The sequence below is a fragment of the Candidatus Palauibacter sp. genome (genome assembly GCF_965237495.1).
GTDB lineage: Bacteria > Gemmatimonadota > Gemmatimonadetes > Palauibacterales > Palauibacteraceae > Palauibacter.
The window spans coordinates 1,988,592-2,007,503 of sequence record NZ_OZ250143.1 but is presented as its reverse complement, the minus strand read 5'-3'; the positions used below and the strand labels follow the sequence as shown (position 1 = coordinate 2,007,503).

At 70.2% G+C, this 18,912-nt stretch carries 13 protein-coding genes; 7 read left to right on the top strand and 6 right to left on the bottom strand.

Translation table 11 applies throughout. The features are described 5' to 3' along the window. Positions 1–272: 272 nt before the first annotated feature. Complete coding sequence (locus ACPXY0_RS08725; protein ID WP_419942027.1) at positions 273–539, top strand: hypothetical protein; 267 nt, start codon at positions 273–275, stop codon at positions 537–539. Continuing rightward, on the top strand, positions 536–934 hold the full coding sequence (locus ACPXY0_RS08720; RefSeq protein ID WP_423930323.1) for a hypothetical protein: 399 nt from the start codon (positions 536–538) through the stop codon (positions 932–934). The genes ACPXY0_RS08725 and ACPXY0_RS08720 overlap by 4 nt, the downstream gene beginning before the upstream one ends. A gap of 523 nt (positions 935–1,457) precedes the next feature. Here the strand turns inward: ACPXY0_RS08720 and ACPXY0_RS08715 are convergent. The 5 genes from ACPXY0_RS08715 to ACPXY0_RS08695 are packed head-to-tail and all read right to left on the bottom strand — an operon-like array spanning position 1,458 to position 7,789. Beyond that, on the bottom strand, positions 1,458–2,675 hold the full coding sequence (locus tag ACPXY0_RS08715) for a serine hydrolase domain-containing protein (protein ID WP_423930321.1): 1,218 nt from the start codon (positions 2,673–2,675) through the stop codon (positions 1,458–1,460). 51 nt (positions 2,676–2,726) lie between these two features. After that, the gene (locus ACPXY0_RS08710; protein ID WP_423930319.1) at positions 2,727–4,400 is read right to left on the bottom strand and encodes a serine hydrolase domain-containing protein; all 1,674 of its coding nucleotides are present in this window, start codon (positions 4,398–4,400) and stop codon (positions 2,727–2,729) included. A gap of 52 nt (positions 4,401–4,452) precedes the next feature. Next, entirely contained in the window at positions 4,453–5,679 is a 1,227-nt protein-coding gene (locus ACPXY0_RS08705; RefSeq protein ID WP_423930317.1) for a CapA family protein, read from the bottom strand. Positions 5,680–5,699: 20 nt separating this feature from the next. Beyond that, a complete protein-coding gene (locus ACPXY0_RS08700; RefSeq protein ID WP_423930315.1) occupies positions 5,700–7,175 on the bottom strand; it encodes an amidohydrolase family protein in 1,476 nt (491 codons plus the stop codon). Next, complete coding sequence (locus ACPXY0_RS08695) at positions 7,172–7,789, bottom strand: HEAT repeat domain-containing protein (RefSeq protein ID WP_423930313.1); 618 nt, start codon at positions 7,787–7,789, stop codon at positions 7,172–7,174. Before ACPXY0_RS08695 ends, ACPXY0_RS08700 begins: the two co-directional genes overlap by 4 nt. 206 nt (positions 7,790–7,995) lie before the next feature. Between ACPXY0_RS08695 and ACPXY0_RS08690 the strand changes: the two genes are divergently transcribed. Both ACPXY0_RS08690 and ACPXY0_RS08685 read left to right on the top strand, forming a co-directional pair. Further along, the gene (locus tag ACPXY0_RS08690) at positions 7,996–11,145 is read left to right on the top strand and encodes a PD-(D/E)XK nuclease family protein (RefSeq protein ID WP_423930311.1); all 3,150 of its coding nucleotides are present in this window, start codon (positions 7,996–7,998) and stop codon (positions 11,143–11,145) included. Continuing rightward, the gene (locus tag ACPXY0_RS08685; RefSeq protein ID WP_423930309.1) at positions 11,142–14,723 is read left to right on the top strand and encodes a UvrD-helicase domain-containing protein; all 3,582 of its coding nucleotides are present in this window, start codon (positions 11,142–11,144) and stop codon (positions 14,721–14,723) included. Before ACPXY0_RS08690 ends, ACPXY0_RS08685 begins: the two co-directional genes overlap by 4 nt. A gap of 10 nt (positions 14,724–14,733) precedes the next feature. Here ACPXY0_RS08685 and ACPXY0_RS08680 read toward each other — a convergent pair whose 3' ends face one another. Further along, a complete protein-coding gene (locus ACPXY0_RS08680) occupies positions 14,734–15,312 on the bottom strand; it encodes a hypothetical protein (protein ID WP_423930307.1) in 579 nt (192 codons plus the stop codon). Between the two features lie 150 nt (positions 15,313–15,462). On the opposite strand from ACPXY0_RS08680, the gene ACPXY0_RS08675 reads away from it, so the two are divergent. Genes ACPXY0_RS08675 through ACPXY0_RS08665 form a run of 3 tightly spaced genes read left to right on the top strand, consistent with a single transcriptional unit; the run spans position 15,463 to position 18,876 of the window. Then, positions 15,463–16,479 (top strand): M14 family zinc carboxypeptidase, encoded by a 1,017-nt coding sequence (locus tag ACPXY0_RS08675; RefSeq protein WP_423930305.1) that lies wholly within the window; start codon positions 15,463–15,465, stop codon positions 16,477–16,479. A gap of 19 nt (positions 16,480–16,498) precedes the next feature. Beyond that, complete coding sequence (locus ACPXY0_RS08670) at positions 16,499–18,319, top strand: M66 family metalloprotease (RefSeq protein ID WP_423930303.1); 1,821 nt, start codon at positions 16,499–16,501, stop codon at positions 18,317–18,319. Further along, positions 18,316–18,876 (top strand): hypothetical protein, encoded by a 561-nt coding sequence (locus tag ACPXY0_RS08665; RefSeq protein ID WP_423930301.1) that lies wholly within the window; start codon positions 18,316–18,318, stop codon positions 18,874–18,876. Before ACPXY0_RS08670 ends, ACPXY0_RS08665 begins: the two co-directional genes overlap by 4 nt. Positions 18,877–18,912 lie beyond the last annotated feature (36 nt).

Here is an 18,912-nt window from a genome sequence, read left to right as displayed (position 1 = left end):
AGGCCCCTCGGGGCTCGCCCCCGAGCCGAAGAAGGACCGCCGCGTCTTCGCGGGGGTGCGGCGGTGAGCCCCCTTGCGCGGGCATCATGCCCCTGCGAGCATCCCCGCCCGACGCCTGCCGAGCCCGTCCCACGACGGTGAAACTTCGAGCCGTTGCGGCCCGTTGAACCCCGCGCGTAGACTTCCGTGTATGGTTTGATGACGGGTGGTTGTTGGGCCGCTCCAACCTCTTCTAGGGGACCGCTGAAAACCATCGATTCGGAGGGGGTGAGATGAATACATTTGCTGTCATGCTTCGGGAACCGGACGCCCGGACCCGCGATGGCCTAAACGAAAAATACGAGTCCACCAACGTATACCGAATCAACGACGTGACCTTTCTGGTCCGAACGAAGCAACTCGCCGAGGATGTTTCACGTGCTGCCGGAATTAAAGGCGAGGAGAGGTTCATATCTGGGGTCGTGTTCAAGCTCAACCGGTCCTATGCTGGTCACGCTTCTCGTTCGCTGTGGGAGTGGTTGAGAGAGGATGAGGAATGACCGCCCCGGAAGAGACTCCCGAGCCCAGTGTCCCGGGTTCAAGCAACCCCGCGTCGAAAGCGGCGTGGTGGCGCCATCCGATCACGGGCATCGCGACGGTGCTGCTCATGTGGTTCGGTTTGACGTGGACGATGCTGCGCAGTACGAAGGACGACATCGCGGCAGTTGAAACCGAGCTGAAGGAAGACATCACCGCAGCTGAAGCCGAGCTGAAGGAAGACATCACCGCAGCTGAAGTCCGCTTGAACACCAGCATCACGGGAGTCGAAACCCGTCTCAGCAACCACTTGGGCCGCGTCGAGGGCCGTCTTGATCGCATTATGGAAATCCTGCTTGACGACGCTCGCAGCGCGAGCGCCATCGAAGATCAGCAGGAAGAGGATGGGTCAAGATAGGTAGCTGCTCCTCCGCTAGAGAATCCCGCGAAAACCCCTCCCAGTTGCCAGGTAACAACCACACACACAACTAGCGGCCTCTTCCTCGAATCTCTTTACAACACGCGGTGTTTCGAGGTCGGCCCACGGCCCACTACGCCGTGTTCGGCGGCGGCCCGGTCGGGGGGAAGCGAATTCTGGTGCAGGGCGGCGCCGGGGCCGTGGGCCATCTGGCTGTCCAGATCGCCACCCTGGGCGGAGCGGAAGTGATCGCGACCGTTATAGCGCACCCGGTTTTTCTGGACACCCGTTTAGCACGGTTCAACGTTACGGGGTCTGGAGAGAGGGGGTGCGAGGATGTCGGAGAAGCCGACGGAGACCGGGAGCGAGGGTCTGCCGAAGCGCTGGAGCGCGGGGCGGAAGGCGGAGGTCGTGGTGCGGCTGCTTCGCGGCGAGGACATCGGCGAGGTGAGCCGGGAGATCCGGGTGCCGCCGCCGGAGCTGGAGCGCTGGCGGCGGAAGTGGCGATCGCTACTGGATCCGGCTACTGGATCCGGCTACTGGATCCGGTCGAATCGCAGATCCCAGACACGTCCCTGGCTGAGACTCGCCTCGGTGACGCGTCCCCCGTCGCCCCGGTGGAAGATGTAGGTGGTCCCCCCTGGGTGAACGCGTCGGGGTAGACGGGGTCGAGCGCCTCGCCGTCGCCATAGCGGTCCTTGAGCACCAGGCTCCCGTCCTCCACCTCGAGCCAGTACGTGACCTCGGCCTCGTCACTGCGGTAGGCCCCGACGTAGTCGGCCAGGTCGGCCGCCGTCGGCGAGAACTCACCGACCGGTTCGATGCGCACGTCCACGGCGCCCGGTGTGTTCATGATCGCAGCGGGTCGCCCACCCTCCGCCCCCGCCTCGAACGCGATGGACACGACCGCCGGTGATGTGAACTCAGTCTCGCTCGCCGCCATGAGCTGAAGCCCCTGCATGCCTCCGCCCAGGCGCAGCGACGAACCGTCCGCCGTCAGTTCCAGATACTGTCCCGTTCGTGTGTCCCGGTATCCTCCGGCGAAGGCGGCGACCCGTGCCGGATCGACATCCACCCCTGCCGGATCGGCGGGGGACGCCTCGGTGATAGCGTCGGCGAGGTAGAGTTCTGCCACCTGCCGGGCGAGTCCTTGCGAGTCGGCCTCGCGCGCGTTGCACATGAGGGACACGGCCACACCGTGATCGGGATAGCGGGTCAGGAAACCCCGGTACGCGGCCGTCGACCCGGAGTGCCAGACTTCGCGCACCCCCTTGTACTCGCCCACGCGGAGCCCGCCGGCATAGCCGATCCGCCGACCCGAGTCGAGCGTTCCTTCGTCGTGCATCAGACGGATGAATTCCGGGCCGCCCACGTCGCCCGTGTCCTCGGGGAAGTACTCGCGGATGTCGTCGTCGAGATCGATCCGTCCATCGAGCGCGAGCAGGATCGTGGCCGCGGCGGTGAACTGCTTCGAGACCGACCCCGGTTCGAACACGGTCTCCGGCGTGTTCGGGATGTCCCATTCCAAGTTGGCCTGGCCGTACGCGCGCGCCATCACCTGCTGTCCGTCTCTCGCGACGGCGAAGGCGCACCCCGGTCCCTCCGGGTCGGCGAAGTCGGAGAACACGGCGTCGAGAGCCGCCAGGTCGACCGTGTCTCCCCTCGAGTCTCCGGGGTTTGCGTCCGCGCAGGCGAGTCCCGCGGCGAGGGGAAGGATGAGCGTCCAGAGCCGTGGCTTCATCGTCGGTGCCCGCACGCGCCCCGTCGAGATCTGACGCGCGAGCCCTCCGCGCTACTCGACCCGTTCGAAGCGGAGGTCCCAGACCCGGCCCTGGCTCAGGCTCGCCTGCGCGACGCGGCCCCCCTCGCCCCGGTGGAAGATGTACGTCGAGCCTCCCCGGGTGAACGCGTCGGGATAGACGGGCTCGAGTGCCTCGCCGTCCCCGTAGCGGTCCTTGAGCATCAGGTTTCCGTCCTCGATCTCCACCCAGTACGTGACCTCGGCCTCGTCGCTGTGGTAGGCCCCGACATAGGCGGCGAGGTCGGCCGCCGTGGGCGCGAACGCGCCCACCGGCTCGATGCGCACGTTATCGGCCACCGGCGTGTTCATGATCGCGGCGGGTCTCCCGCCCTCCCCGGTTCCCTCGAACGCGATGGATACGCCGTTCGGGGAGACGAACTCCGTCTCGCTGACGGGCGTGAGCTCCAGGCCCCCGAGTCCGCCGCCCACGCGCAGGGACGAACCGTCCGCCGTCAGCTCCATGAACTGCCCGGTGCGGGTGTCCCGGAATCCGCCGGCGAGGGCGGCGACGCGGGCCGGGTCGAGTTCCACGCCCGCCACGTCGCCGCCCTGGGATTCCTCGCTGATGGCGTCGCCGAGGTACAGTTCGGCCACCTCGCGGGCGAGTCGCCCGGGGTTGGCCGGCCCCGCGTTGCACATCACGGACACGGACACGCCGTGGTCCGGGTAGCGGGTCAGGAAGCCACGGTACGCCGCGGTCCCTCCGGAGTGCTGGACTTCGCGCACGCCCTTGTATTCGCCGACGAAGAGTCCGCCGGCGTAGCTGATCTGCCGCCCCGTCGAGAGCGTACCCTGTTCGTGCATGAGACGGATGAATTCGGGGCCGCCCACATCACCCGTGTCCAGGTTGCGGGTGAACCTGAGCAGGTCCCCCACCGTCGTGAGCAGGCCGCCGTTCCCGTGCACGTTCTCGAACGGCATCAGCATGTGCCATTCGCCGTCCTCCCCCGGCGTGTATCCGACGGAGCGCTCCTCCACGATCTCCGTGAAGTCGTCGCGCCACTGCGTCTTCGTCATCCCGAGCGGCCCGAAGATCCGCTCCTGCGAGAACTCGTCGAAGGTCTGGCCGGTTACGCGCTCCACGAGCATCGCCTGGAGGTTGTACCCGGTGTTCGTGTACGAGTAGTAGAGGCCCGGCTCGTAGTTCAGCGCCAGCTGCCGGCTGGCGATGTCGAGCGCGTGCTTGTGTGTGTGGATACGCGTCGTGCGCGCCCAGCCCTCGATGCCGGCGACCGACCCCCAGTCGCGCAGCCCGCTCGTGTGATGGACCAGCATGCGCACGGTGATCGGCTCGCCGTAGTCGGGCATCTCGGGGAAGTACTCCCGGATGTCGTCGTCGAGATCGATCGCTCCATCGAGCGCGAGCAGGACCGTCGCCGCCGCCGTGAACTGCTTCGACACCGACCCCGGTTCGAACACGGTCTCGGGCGTGTTCGGGATGTCCCACTCGAGGTTGGCCATCCCGTAGGCGCGCGCCATCACCTGCTGTCCGTCCATCGAGACCGCGAAGGCGCAGCCGGGCCCGTCGGGATCGGCGTATTCGGCGAACACGGCGTCGAGGGCCGCGAGTTCGACCGCGCCGTCCGGCGAATCGCCGGAGTCCGCCTGCGCGCAGGCGAGTCCCGCCGCGAGAGGGAGGATAAGCGTCCAGAGCCGTGTCTTCATCATTTCGCTCCTGATCGTTCTGCTCCTGAATGGGGTTCGAAACTTGGCCCCATCAACGTCCGATGTCGATGACGCCCTCGTCCCCTTCGATGCGGAGGGTGGTCCCCAACTCGGCAGACCGCGTCCGGATGTCTTCGAGCAGCGTGCGGGCGGCGTCGCCCTCGAGGACGTACGGCTGCGAGAGGTCGTCTCCGCGTCCGGCGAGGGGGAGGACGTCGACCCGGGCCACGCCGTCCGGCCCCATGTGCAGGCGGACGGCGATGTTGTCCATCCAGTAGTCGTGACCGTGGCCGAAGATGAAATTGCCCATCGAGTAGACGATCGGCTTCCCGTCCCGGACCTCGATCCCCCGCGGCATGTGGGGATGATGGCCCAGGATCGCGTCCGCTCCGGCGTCGAGGACCTCGTACGCGAAGGCGCGCATTCCGGGGTGGACATCCTGGCTGTTCTCGATCCCCCAGTGAAAGCTCACCAGCACGAGGTCCGCCTGGTCGCGGACGCGGGCGATGTCCTCGCGAATCAGGAGCGGGTCCATCGGGGCGACGCCCGACTGGTCCGGGGTCGCGAACGAGGAGCCACCGTCGTTGACGAACTGGGCGTAGGCGAGGAACGCGATGCGGAGGCCTCGGCGCTCCAGGACGTACGGGCGGCGGGCATCCTCCAGGTCGCGCCCGGTCCCGGCGTGGCCGACCCCGGCCCGGCTCAGATGGTGGATCGTGTCGAGCAGCCCGTCGCCCTCGGCGTCCAGCGCGTGGTTGTTGGCCGTAGCGACGACGTCCATGCCGGCCCAGGCGAGGGCGTCGGCGAACGCGGAGGGGGTGCGGAAGGCGCCGCTCCAGCGCGCGTCGTCGGAGATCGGGGTCTCGAGGTTCGCGAACGCGATGTCCGCCGCGCGCAGAAGGTCGGCGGCGCGGCGCAGCGGATGGCGGGCCTCCTCCGTGCGGTCGTCGAACGAGAGCCCGTAATGGTGCGCCCTCAGGTGATGCGCGTTCTCGCTGATGAGGGTGGTGCCGAGATCCGCCTCGAGGAGGGCCTGTGATTCCGGGGTCGCGGCGTAGGGAACGCGGATCCAGCCGTCCTCCCGGTCCCACAGGACGCCGCTGCCGCCCCGCTGCGAGGCGTCGTAGAACATCGAGGGCGCCTTGGTCGTGCGGGACCACTCGATGTCGCCGACCGCGATGAGCGTGATCTCCTGGCCGGCGAGCGAACGGGCCGCGGGGACGAGCGCCCACGCCCCGGCGAGGAGCGCGAGCGGGATTTTGAGCCGGGCTGAGGACACGGGAGCCTCCGGTCGCGGGGTCACTGGGTCGGCGCCGCGGCGAGAATACGGGCCGGGTCGAGCAGGCGTCCGTCACGGACGACGCTCCGAATGCGCCGCGTGTTCCGGATCTCGTCGAGGGGGTCGGCCTCCAGGAGGACGAGGTCGGCGACGAGATCCGGCTCGATCGAACCCCGGTTCTCCTCCTCCCTCAGGATGCGCGCGTTCTCGAGCGTCGCCGCCGTGAGGGCCTCTCCCGGCGAGAGTCCGGCATCGACGAGGAATTCCATCTCATGGTGCAACGAGGCCCCCGGAGCGACCTGCGGTTCCGGCGCGTCGGTCCCCACGAGCAGCCGAACGCCCGCGTCGCGAAGCATCCCGGTGAGGCGCAGGTATTTCTCCCACGTCCCCTCCCGTACGGACAGGGGGGCCGCGCCCCAGTCGAGGATGCGCGCCTCACGGTCGCGGTCCCAGAAGGCCTTGAGCCGGGCCGGCATCGGATCGTGGTCGGGATGTCCGTAGACCTCCGGGAGGTCCATGAACAGCAGCGTCCCCCAGAAGACCATCAGCGTCGGATCGACGCGGACCTCGTGTTCGGCGATGAGGTCGACGAGGCGGCGGCACTCGTCCGAATCCAGGTTGATGGAATGCCGGTCCTCCGGATCGTCGAGGAGGAAGTTCGACACCGTGTAGATGTGTTCGATGCAGTCGAGACCGTCGCGCACCGCGTCCGCCGTGTGGTAATCGAGGAGGTGTCCGGTGACGACGAGGCCGTGCTCGTGTCCGACCTCGATCACGCGCCGTCCGATCTCCCTCCCCGTGCCCACGTAGACCTTCAGCGTCTTCACACCCCACGCCGCCATGTCCGCCACGAAGGGTTCGACCTCCTTGGGCGTCCGGAGCGCCCAGCCGACGTCCGGGTGCCAGGGGGGATCGCCGTCGATCAGGAAGCTGCACCGGAAGACGTTGGGCGACATCTCCGGGTGCTCGTCCGCGAAGAGTTCGACGAGGCGCTGGGCCGGGACGTTGTCGCCCGTGCTGCGGATCGAGGTGACCCCGTGGCCGAGATAGAACGGAAGGACCTCGTCGCCCGTCATGTGCGACTGGTAGAGGATGTGGCTGACGTGGACGTGCGCGTCGATGAGGCCGGGGAGGAGGAAGAGGCCGGCGCCGTCGACCCGCGTGGCGCCCTCCGCGGCGTCGCTGCCGGGGCCGAGTTCGGCCGCGGCGGCCACGGCCTCGATGCGGCCGTCCCGGACGAGGACGCTGGTGTCGGGGCGCATGGAGCCGGTTCGGGTGTCGAAGACGCTCGCCCCGTGGATGAGCAGCGGGGGCGCCGACGCCGCGTCGGATCCCGTGGGCGGCAGGCGATCGACGGCGCCACGCTCCGCCCGCCCGGCGTCCGTACGGCAGCCCAGGGCCAGTCCGGTGCCGGCCAGCGCGGCGCCCCGCAGGAAGTCGCGTCGCTCGATCGAGCCTTCGCGGCCGGGCGCTCCCGGGTCCGGCGGAGTTCTCATGACGGTGCACCTCCCGATGCCGCCGTCGCGGCGGCGCTGTAGCGCTTCAGGCCCTCCTCCGCGTGAAGCCGGAGCTTCCGGTCCTCTTCCTCCGCGAGAATTGTCCGGAAGATGGAGGTCACGCGCGGGTCGGGCGCGAGATGGTGGGCGAGCATGGCGACCGCCTGCCGTCGCACCCTGAGGCTCTCGTCCGTCGCGATCCGCTCGAGCAGAAGCGGGATCGGATCGACGGGGTTCGGGCCGTCCTTGCAGGTCTCGCAGGCGAGCGAATGAACGGCCCACAGGCGCACCTGGCTCTTCGGATCGCCGAGGAGAGGAACCAGGGCGCGAAGGGTCTCCGCGTCCGCGAAGGTGTCGGCGAACAGGGCGCACCAACGGCGCACCTGCCAGTCGGGGTGCCGGAGGCCGGCCCGGATGTGGGGCAGGACCTTCTCCCCGCGCTCATGGAGGGCGAGGAAGGCGGGCATGCGGTTCGCGGGAGTCGCGAACTCCTCGACGAGTTCGGGGGCCGATGCACCCGGGCGAAAGGGCGGGGCTGCAGCGATCATCCCGCGGATCGTCGCCGCGTGCGCCGACTCGTGAAGCGCGGTGCCACAGCGCGCGCCTTCCGTCATGCCACCCCGCTCACGGTGAGGGTCGTCCGGCGCCCCGGATAGCGCGACACCCGGGCGCCGACCGCGACTTTCGGGGCGCGAAGCGACCCACCGGCCCCGAAACGGATCCTGCTCCTGAGGATCGCCGGGCGGACTCGGCGCCGTCAAGCGGGGACCGGCGGGCGCCGGTTGATGGCGGCTTGCTGCCATGGCGCTAGGTTGTGCCCATGTCCGCGCCATCCGCCGAGTTCATCGTCTCCCCCACCGCCGCCGTGCGCCTCGCCGCCGCGCGAGGCTGGCTCGAGGCGAGGCCGCCCGGTGCCGAGGTGACGATCATCGGAGAGACCCTCGCAGGCCCGCACGAACTCGTGCTGCGTGCGGCTCGGGCGGCGGGGGCCGCGATGGGTTGGCGCCGCACGACGCTCTCACTCCTCGCCGGGGAACTCGGCCTCGTGCCCCTCGCCGCTTCCCGCCTCGCGGTCGGGGATGGGGTTGCGCGCGACGCCATCATCGCCCGGGCCCTGATGCGGCTCGACCCGGAGGAACTCGGCCGCCTCGCGCGCGTGTCCGACACGCCGGGCTTCATCCGTGCGATGGGCCGAGCGCTGCACGAACTGCGGATGGCGGGCATCGCGCCGGCGGGGGTGGCCGGGGCCGACGCCGAGTTGGCCGCGTTCGCCCGTGCGGTCGAGGCGGAGTGGAGCGCGGCCGGGCTGACGGACCGGGCCGGCCTCCTCGAGGCCGCGACGGGGGCGCTGGGCGACCCCGGTCTTCGCCACCCGGCCCTGGGGCGGCCGCTGCTGGTCCTCGACGCGCGGATCTGGACGGAACTGGAGGTGCGATTCGTGCGGGCCCTGGTCGGACGAAGTCCGGACGTGCTGGCCACGGTCGCGGAAGGAGACCCCCGCACGCTGGCCGCGCTGCGGCGGACCGGGGCGCAGCCGCTCGATGCCTCGCGGATGCCACCCGCTGCGGGCGGCGCGATCGGTCGTCTACACACGCATCTGTTCGAGTCGGCGCCGGTCCCGCACGAGCCGGACGAGGCCCTGACGGTCTTCTCGGCGCCCGGGGAGGGGCGGGAGGCAGTCGAGATCGCGCGGCGGCTCCTCTCCCTCGCCGAGGCGGGGACTCCGTTCGACCGCTGCGCCATCCTCCTTCGCCGGCCGGAGGATTATCGACCCTACCTGGAGGAAGCGCTGGACCGCGCCCGCATCCCCGCGTGGTTCGCCGCCGGCCTGCGGCGCCCCGATCCCGCGGGGCGGGCCTTCCTCGCCCTGCTGCGCTGCCGGGCGGAGGACTTTTCGGCCCTGCGCTTCGCCGAGTACGTATCGATCGGTGAAGTGCCGGACCCCGCGGACGGAGAAGAGCCTCGGCGGGTGCCCCGCCGCTGGGAAGACTTGCTCGTCGAAGCGGCCGTCGTGGGCGGGCTGGATCGCTGGGAGCGACGGCTCCACGGCCTCGCGGCGGAACTCGACCTCAAGCGCGCGGCGCTGGCGGACGAGAATCCCGACGATCCGCGTATCGAGCGCATCGATCGGTCGCTGGCCAACCTCGCCTGCCTGAGGGACTACGCGTTGCCCCTGCTGGCCGACCTCTCCGCGCTGCCCGGCGAGGCGCTCTGGAGCGAGTGGCTGACCGCGTTGAGCGCGCTCGCGAGCCGCTCGCTTCGCCATCCGGAGAACGTGCTCGCGGCCCTGTCCCGGTTGGGGCCGCTGGGGCCCGTGGGTCCGGTCGAACTGGACGAAGTGCTGCGGGTGCTCGGGTCGCGGCTGGGCGAGATCACCTCCCCTCCGGGCGCCCATCGCTACGGCCGCGTCTTCGTCGGTTCGATCGACGCGGCTCGCGGGCTCGCGTTCGACGTGGTGTTCGTCCCCGGCATGGCCGAACGGGTGTTTCCGCCCAAGATCGCGGAGGATCCGATTCTCCTGGACGAGGTCCGGCGAGCCCTGGCGCCGAATCGACTCGCGACGAACGCGGACCGGGTCGCGAACGAGCGGCTCGCCTTTCGGCTCGCCGCCGGCGCGGCAAGGGAGCAGGTCGTCCTCTCGTATCCCCGCATCGAGGCGATGAAGGCGAGGCCCCGGGTCCCCTCCTTCTACGCGCTCGAGGCCGTGCACGCGTCGGAGGGACGGCTGCCGGGTTTCGAGGAACTCGCCAAGCGGGCGGAGGATGTGTCGGACGCGCGGATCGGCTGGCCGGCTCCCAAGTCGCGCGAGAAGGCGATCGACGAAGCCGAATACGATCTCGCGGTCCTGGATCACCTCGGCCTCCGCGGCGACCGCGCGGTGAGGGCCGCGGGGCATCTGCTGCACGCGAACCCTCATCTGGCGCGCGCCCTCCGGTTTCGCGCCTACCGGTGGGAGGTTCCCCGCTGGACATGGGCGGACGGTCTGGTGCAGTTGCCGGAGGAGGCGGCGGCCACCCTGGCCGATCGGTCGCCCGCCGCACGCCCCTATTCGGTCACGTCCCTGCAGCACTTCGCCGCCTGTCCCTACCGGTTCTACCTGCACGCCATCCAGGGACTGCGTCCGCGCGAGGCACCCGTCGGCATCGAGGCGCTCGACCCGCTCCAGCGAGGCTCGCTCGTGCATCAGGTCCAGTTCGAACTGCTCACGCGGCTGCAGGCCGAGAGCGAAGAGGGCCGGCCCCTGTTGCCGGTGGTCCCCCGGAACCTCGCGCCGGTCCTGGAGCTTCTGGAGGAGGTGCTGGAGAGCGTCGCGGCGGACTTCAAGGATCGGCTCGTGCCCGCGATCGACCGGGTCTGGGACGACGGGATCGAGTCCATCCGTCTCGATCTGCGCGAATGGCTGCAGCGCGAGAGTCTTCGGCGGACGCCCTTCGAGCCGTGGCGCTTCGAGCTCTCGTTCGGGCTTCCGCGAGATCCGGATCGCGACGCGCACTCCGTCCTGGAACCGATCGAACTCGAGACCGGACTCAAGCTTCGGGGCGCCATCGACCTCGTCGAACGCACGGCGGACGGCGTGCTTCGCGTCACGGATCACAAGACGGGGCGCCACCGGGCGAAGCCGGGCGCGATCATCCAGGGGGGCGAACTGCTCCAGCCGGTCCTGTACGGGCTCGCGGTCCAGGCTCTGTTCCCGAACGCCCGGGTGGATTCGGGCCGGCTCTACTACTGCACCACCGATGGCGAGTTCAGGGATCACTCGGTGCGGCTGGACGAGCGGGCGAGCGAGGCGGCGGGGCTCCTGAGCGACGTCGTCCTCAACGCCTTCGCGGCCGGACGGTTCCCGGCCCTGCCGCGCGAGGGCGCGTGCAGGTGGTGCGACTATCGGCCGGTGTGCGGGCCGGATGAGGAGCGCCGCGTCAGGCGCAAGCCCGCGCCCGTCGAACTCCGGCGTCTCAGGGAATGCCCGTGAACCGGCCCGCGCGACTCGCCGATCAGGACGCGCGCGACGCGATCCTGAGCGATCTCGATGAGACGCTCTTCGTCGAGGCGGCCGCGGGGACCGGCAAGACGACGGCGCTCGTCGGGCGGATCGTGGAGGTGCTGAAACACGGGCGCGGGACGCTCGAGGACATCGTCGCGGTGACCTTCACGGAGAAGGCCGCGGGCGAGATGAAGCTCCGCTTGCGCGGCGACATCGAAGCCGCCCGCGCGGGCGCGGAACCGGGTCCGGCCCGCGACAACCTCGCTCGCGCGCTGGAGCAACTCGAACTCGCGCATATCGGGACCATCCACGGCTTCTGTGCCGATCTTCTGCGCGAGCGGCCGGTCGAGGCCGGGGTGGATCCGGCTTTCCATGTCGCCGCGGAGGACGAGGCCGGACGGTTTCTCGACGTCGCGTTCGAGCGCTGGTTCCGGGAGGCGCTCGCCGATCCGCCCCCCGGAGTCCGCCGTGCGCTGCGCCGGGGCTACGCCCGGAACTCGGGCGGCCCGCGCGCCGCGTTGCGCCGGGCGGCGGGCCGCCTCGTCGACCAGCGCGACTTCGATGCGGCCTGGTCCCGCCCCGCATGGGACCGCGCAGCCGAACTCGACCGCGCCGTGGATCTCCTGCGGGCGCTCGCGGACCTGGCTCCGCGCGGCGCGCGACAGGACGACTACCTGACGCGGAATCTGCGCCATATCGAGAGCCGGGTGCGCGAACTGGATCTGCGCGAAGAGGTCCGCGGGCGCGACTACGACCAGCTGGAGGCATGGCTTCGAAGGTTCGTGCGCGAGCGCTGGCGCGGCTGGAACTGGCGCGGCTTTCGCTCCCGGGAGTTCGGGGCCGGCCTCGCGAAAACCGACGTGATCGCGCGGCGGGACGGCGTGAAGGCCGAACTCGAACGCATCCTCGCGCTGGCGGACGCCGATCTGGCGGCGGACCTCCGCGAGGAGCTGTGGCCGGTGACGCACGCGTACGAGGAAGTCAAACGGCGGGAAGGTCGTCTCGACTTCGTGGACCTCCTGATCCGCTCACGTGACCTCCTGCGCGACGACGCCGGGATACGCGGGCACTATCGGAGCCGGTTCACCCACTTCTTCGTGGACGAGTTCCAGGACACCGACCCGCTCCAGGTCGAGATCCTCCTCCTCCTGTGCAGCGACGATCCGGACGACGCGCATCCGGAGCGACTCATCCCCGTTCGGGGGAAGCTGTTCGTCGTCGGCGATCCGAAACAGTCGATATACCGGTTCCGCCGGGCCGACGTGATGCTGTACGAGCGGACGAAACGCCGCCTTGCCGGGGCGGACGCCAGGGTCCTGCATCTGTCGACGAGCTTCCGGTCCCAGCCGCGGCTCCAGGCGGCCGTGAACGGGGCCTTCGAGACGCGGATGATCGCGACCGAAGACGGCAGCCAGGCGCGGTATGTGCCGCTCGCTCCGTACCGGGAGGATCTCGAGGGGCAACCGACCATCATCGCGCTCCCGGTGCCGGAACCCTATGGCAGTTACGGTTCGATCTGGAAGCGTGCGATCGAGGAATCCCTTCCCGTCGCGGTCGGAGCATTCGTCGAATGGCTGGTCCGCGAGTCGAACTGGACCGTGACGGACCGGGAGCGGCCGGGGGTCCCGGTCCCCGTCCAGCCCCGGCACGTCTGTCTCCTCTTCCGGCGCTTCCAGATGTGGGGTGATGACGTCACGAGACCCTACGTGCGCGCGCTCGAAGCCCGGGCGATCCCCCACGTCCTGGTCGGCGGACGATCGTACTACGACCGTGAGGAGGTGCTGGCGGTCCGGAACGCGCTCACGGCGATCGAATGGCCGGACGACCGCCTGTCCGTCTATGCGGCGCTCCGAGGTCCGCTCTTCTCGCTCGGGGACCGCGCGCTGTTCGAGTTCGGCGCCGAAGTGGGCCCGCTTCACCCGCTCGCCGGTTGGGGGGAAGGGGACCGCGCCGATCAGGTGACGGACCTCAAGCCCGAGTTGCGGGCCGTGGCCGAGGTCCTGGAACTCCTCGGGGAACTTCACCGGTTCCGGAACCACCGACCCCTGCCGGAGACCATCCTTCGGCTGCTCGGGACCGCGCGCGCGCATGCGGGCATCGCGATCTGGCCCACGGGTGAACAGGCGCTCGCCAACGTGCTCCGGGTCGTCGACCGGGCGCGAGCCTTCGAGCGCAGTGGAGCCCCCTCCTTCCGGGCCTTCCTCCATCGTCTCGAGGACGAAGCGGAGCGCGGCCAGGCCGAGGAGGCCCCGATCGTCGAGGAGGGGACCGAAGGCGTGCGGATGATGACCGTGCACAAGGCCAAGGGCCTCGAGTTCCCGGTCGTCCTCCTCGCCGACATGACCTGCAACGCGACGTTCGAGACGCCCACGCGCCATGTGGACGCGGCGAAGGGGTTGTGGGTCCAGCCGCTGTGCGGCGCGCCGCCGCGGGACCTGCTCGACAACCGGGACCTCGAGCGGAGACGGGACATGGCCGAAGCCGACCGGCTGGCCTACGTGGCGGCGACCCGCGCCCGCGACCTGCTGGTGGTCCCGGCGCTCGGGGACGGGCGCGATGGCGAGGGAGGGACCTCCGGCGCAGACGGCGAGTGGTGGCTCGATTCAATGAACCGCGCCGTATACCCCCCGCCTGGAGCCCGTCGCGAGCCGGCCTCCGCGGAGGCGCTGGGGGTCCCTGCCTTCGGCACCGAGTCGGTCCTCGAGCGTCTGGACAGACACGGCGAGCGCCGGCCCACGCCGCGCGAATCCGTCGCGCCGGGCGTTCACGTGTCCGAGGCCGGGACTCCGGTCGTGTGGTGGGACCCGGCCCTCCTCCACCGCGAGGCCGACGCGCTCGCCGGAGAACGCCAGAAGCGGCTCCTCGATGTCGAGAGGCAGGAGCAGCACACGTTCGATGTCGAGGCGGGACGCCGCGCGCACGAGGCGTGGCAGGCCGCCCGCGAGACGAGTCTCGGGGCCGGGCGAAGCGCGTTGATGCAGGTCAGCACCGCCAAGGCGGTGGCGCGCGCGGCGGCCGAGGCGGGGACGCCGCTCGCCTCCGGAATCGAAGTCGAGTGGATCGCCGTCCCCCGTCCTCCCGACGAGGGTCCGGACGGGGACGGGCGCCCCGGGGGCGAGAACTTCGGCACGCTCGTGCACCGGATTCTGGCGGAGGCACCCCTCGACGCGGAGGCCGAGGAGGTCGGTCGACTGGCCGCAGTCCTGGGCCGGGGTCCGGGGAGCTCGGCGACCGAGATCGCCGCGGCCGGCACCCTCGCCGCGCGCGTCCTCGAACACGAGGTCCTGAGGCGGGCCCGCGCCGCTGCGGCCCTCGACTCCGGCGCGGTGCGGCGCGAGGTCCCGGTCTTCCAGGCGAACGAAGGCGGGGCCGTCGTCGAGGGGGTCGCGGATCTCGCCTTTCGGGAGATTGACGGGTCGGAAGCGCGCTGGGTGGTGGTCGACTACAAGACGGATCGGCGAGTGGGGGAAGGCCGCGCCGCGTATGAGGCGCAGGTCGGCTTGTATGTCGAGGCCGTGCGGCGGGCGACGGGGGAGCCGGCGTACGGGATCGTGCTCGCGCTCTGACGGTTCCCGGTCAGGGCTCCGTGCCGTATTTGTCGCGATGAAGTTCGGCCGCGCGGGCGGACCACTCGGTCAGCCGGACGCGCGCCCCGAACCCCTCACCCAGCTCGTCGATGTCCCGGGCGCTCCACAGAGCAATATCCCGATACGTCTTATGGCCCAGCTCCCGGAGCCGCCTCTCGAAGGCGGGCCCGATCCCCTTGATCCGCTCCAGATCGTCGGTCTCTCTCGGCGCCTGGGCGGCGGCAGAGCCGGACGGACGGGAACGGAAACGCTCTTTCCCCGCCCCCCTCGCCGCCTGCTGCGGTCTTGCGGGCGCCCGCCCTCTGGTCTCGAATCTCGACAGACGTGCGTGGAGCCGGTCGCGTTCGGCCTCCAGCCTCTTCCGACGAGCGGCGGAAGAGGCCTTCACCCGTTCCAGCACGCGCCGCGCGTCGTCCTCGACGGCGGCGACGCGATTGTCGAAGTTTCGCTTGAGCGTCAGCTCTCGCCCGGTGATGTGTCGGCCACGGATCCACCACCCGAGGAGGAAACCCGCCCCTGCCGCGAGCATGAGGAAGGGTAACGCCGCCAGCGTAAGAGGCTCGATCATCGCTCGATACCGGTCCGGGGCCGAGGTTCATCCTCCTTCCGCGACTGTGTGAGGCGGAGGGGAACGTGAATGTAGGGTTCATGCGGAGGCAGCCCAACCCCGAAGGAGGTCGACATCGCGATCCGGTTCGCGGGACGTTTCGACGAGATCGTGGTCGCCGAGGAATCCCTCCCGGAGCGGGGGGTTGCGCTCGGGAGGTCGCGGGAGGGGCGGCCGATCCTGGGTCACCGCTTCGGCCGCGGCCCCGCGGCCGTGAGCCTCCTCGGCGGCTGTCATGCGGACGAGCCCGTCGGGCCCCGCCTCCTGCGCCGCCTCGCCGGATACCTGGCGGGACTCGATGCGGACGATCCCATGCTCACGCGCTATCAGTGGTGGATCATTCCTCATATCAATCCCGATGGGGAACTCCGGAACGCGGCGTGGCAGGACCCGGACGCCGTCGGCTACGACCTCGGGCGGTATCTGAACGGGGCCGCGCGAGAGCTTCCGGGCGACGACATCGAGTTCGGATTCCCGCGCGACCCCGGCAATTCGGGCGCTCGCCCCGAGAACCGGGCGGCGTACGACTGGTGGCGCCGTGCCGACCGCCCTTTCGTGCTCCACGCCTCCTTGCACGGCACGCGATTCGCGGCGGGGCCGTTCTTCCTCATCGACCGCGCCTGGGAGCACCGCTGTGAAGGGCTGAAGACGGCCTGCCGCGAGCACGCCGAGAGGCTCGGCTACGTGCTCCACGATGTCGAGCGACATGGCGAGAAGGGGTTCTTCCGGTTCGAGCGAGGCTTCGCATCACGTCCCGATTCGAAACGCATGGCCGCGCACTTCGAGGAACGCGGCGACTTCGAGACGGCGTCCCGCTTCCGGCCGAGTTCGATGGAAACCGTGCGCTCGTTCGGGTATGATAGCCTCACGCTCGTGCCCGAGATGCCGCTCTTCCTCCTCCCCGGCGTCGGCGATACGCCGGGACCGCCGGATCCGGTGGCGGAACGCTGGTACGGGCGGCTCGATGCCTGGAGGCTGGAGTTGTCGAGAGGATGCGCACCGGAATCGATCACCCGCGCCGCGACGGCCGAAGGTCTCGTCGAGATGCCGGTGCGCGATCAGATGGCCCTCCAGTGGACGTTCATCGCGGCGGGGCTGCGGCAGGTTCACGACCCCCGGGATGGATAGGGATGGTTGAGGCGACATGATGTTTGAGGCGACGAGACCAGTTCTTCGAACGGCGGCGGTGGCCCTGTCCCTCGTCGCGTGCGGAGACCTCGCGTCGCAGCCGGATCGCATCCCGCGGATTCTGGAGATCCTGCCGGCGGACACGAGCGTTTTCGAGGGTGAGAGCGCCGGGTACCGGCTGAGGGTGCTGGACGAGGACGGCGTGGAGTTCCGCAATATCCCCTCATGGGCGCCGCCGGAGTGGTCCGTTTCCGACCCGGTGGTCGCCACCGTCGGGCCGGATGGCCGGGCGCAGGGCCTCGAGGCCGGCCGCGACGTACGGGTTCGGGCGGGGCTCGCCCGGTTGAGCGCCGGAGCCCGGCTGCGCGTGAACCCCCGGAGCGTGAAGATCGAGGCCGCCGCGGTTCACATGACGCAGGCGGTCCAGACGCTCGGCGGGGACGTGCCCCTGATCGCGGGCCGGGCCGCGCTCCTTCGCGTCTTCGTCACGGGTGACCGGACGAGCTTCTTCCGGCCTCGCCCGCTGGCCACGTTCTACGAAGACGGCGCACCGATTCACACGATGCGGCTGAATCCGGCCGTGGATCGGATACCGGTGGCCGTCGACGAAGGCCGGCTCGATCGAACCTTCAACGGGGAAGTGCCGGGGTGGGTCCTGCAGCCGGGGGTGGAGCTGGTAGTTGAGCTGGACCCGGACGGCATCGTCCCCGCGATCGCGGGGAGCGATGTCCGGGTGCCCGCCCGGGGACGGCTGGCTCTCGATGTACGCGCGGTTCCGACCCTCGACCTGACCGTGGTGCCCGTGCTGCACGCTCTGGACGACCGGGCGGTATTAAGATGGGTGGACGGGATCACCGCCACAGGCCCCAAGATGACTTTCGTCCGCTCCATCCTGCCCGTCGGCGACCTGAGCGTGACCGTACACGAGCCCTACCGCACGTCGGCGGACCTCACGACGAGTGGTGGCTGGTTCGAGGTCATCCGCGAGATCAACGTGCTTCGCCTCGTGGAGGGAGAGAGAGGCTACTACTACGGCGCCTTCGCGAGGCCCTCGGACTCTCCGTACCGGGGTCTGGGCTACATCGGTCGGCCGACCAGCGTGGGCCAACTCGATCTGGATACGTTCGCCCATGAACTGGGCCACAACATGGGGTTGCGGCACGCGCCCTGCGGCAGCGCGAGCAATCCTGATCCGAACTTCCCCTACCAGGACGGCTCGATCGGAGCGTTCGGGTACGAGACCCGCGCCGGGATCACGCAGATCGTGGACCCTTCCGAGTACTGGGACCTGATGACGTACTGCGATCCCAGCTGGATCAGCGACTACCACTTCGTGCGGGCACTGAACTTCCGTGTGGCGCGGGAGTCGCTCACGCCGACCGATGCTCCCGAGGAGACGCTGCTCCTCTGGGGCAGCACCGGAGAGGCGGGGCTGCTGCTCGAGCCCTCCTTCGTCATCGAGGCGCCCCGGAAGCTGCCGGTCGAGGACGGCCCCTACCGGCTGGAGGGCTTCGACCGCGGCGGGCGACGCCTCTTCTCGCTCGCGTTCGCGCCGGATGAACTCGAGTTCGGAGGGGGACAGTTCGCCTTCGCCGTCCCCTGGGAGGCGGGTTGGGCGGGCCCGGACGGACTCGACCGGATCCGGCTCTCGGGTCCGGAAGGTTCGGTCGCGCTGCCGCGGTCCGGGGGGCGCCGGGTGGCCCTGATCACGGACCCCGACACGGGCCGCCTGCGCGGCGTGCTCCGGGACGGGGCGGCGATGCCCGCCTGGGCGGCCGGCATGAATGTCGTGATGAGCGACGGGGTGCCGGGCGGCCGGATCTCGGGGCCCCGCGAATGAGCGTACTGGGGAGCCGAACGGGCCGCGGGGTCGCCCTGGGGTTGGCCGCCGCGTTGACCGCCGGTGCCGCCGTCGCGCAGCAGACCTCGGCGGAAGTGCGTGGCGGGTGGATGGTGGGAAACCACACGTCCACCGAGGCAGGTCTGGACTGGGTGCCGGAGTTCTCGTACGAAATCCGCGTCAGGAGGCAGGTGCGCCCGGGGATCTCCCTCAGCGCCGGGTACGTCCGGACCGCCTTCGGCTGCGAGGAGGGGTTCTGTCTGGGGAGCGAGCCGACGGTGATCGGAAACCACGCCGCCATCGGGGCGGAACTGTCCCGGGGCGCGCTCTGGGCGCGGATCGGTGTCCTCTACGGCGCCATTGGCGTAGGAACGGAAGGGGAAGCGCCGCAAGCCGGCCTCGGTGTCGAGGCGGGCGCGGGGATCCGGATCCGCGTCGGCCGGCTGCGCCTCGGGCCGGGTGTGTCCTGGCGCCGCATGTCCGCCAATACGCCCTCCAGGGCTGACCACGCCGTCGCGCTGGGGATCGATCTGGGCGTAGGATTGGACCTGGACTAGGAACTGGACTCCAGCTTCCGCGTCACGCGCGCCGAC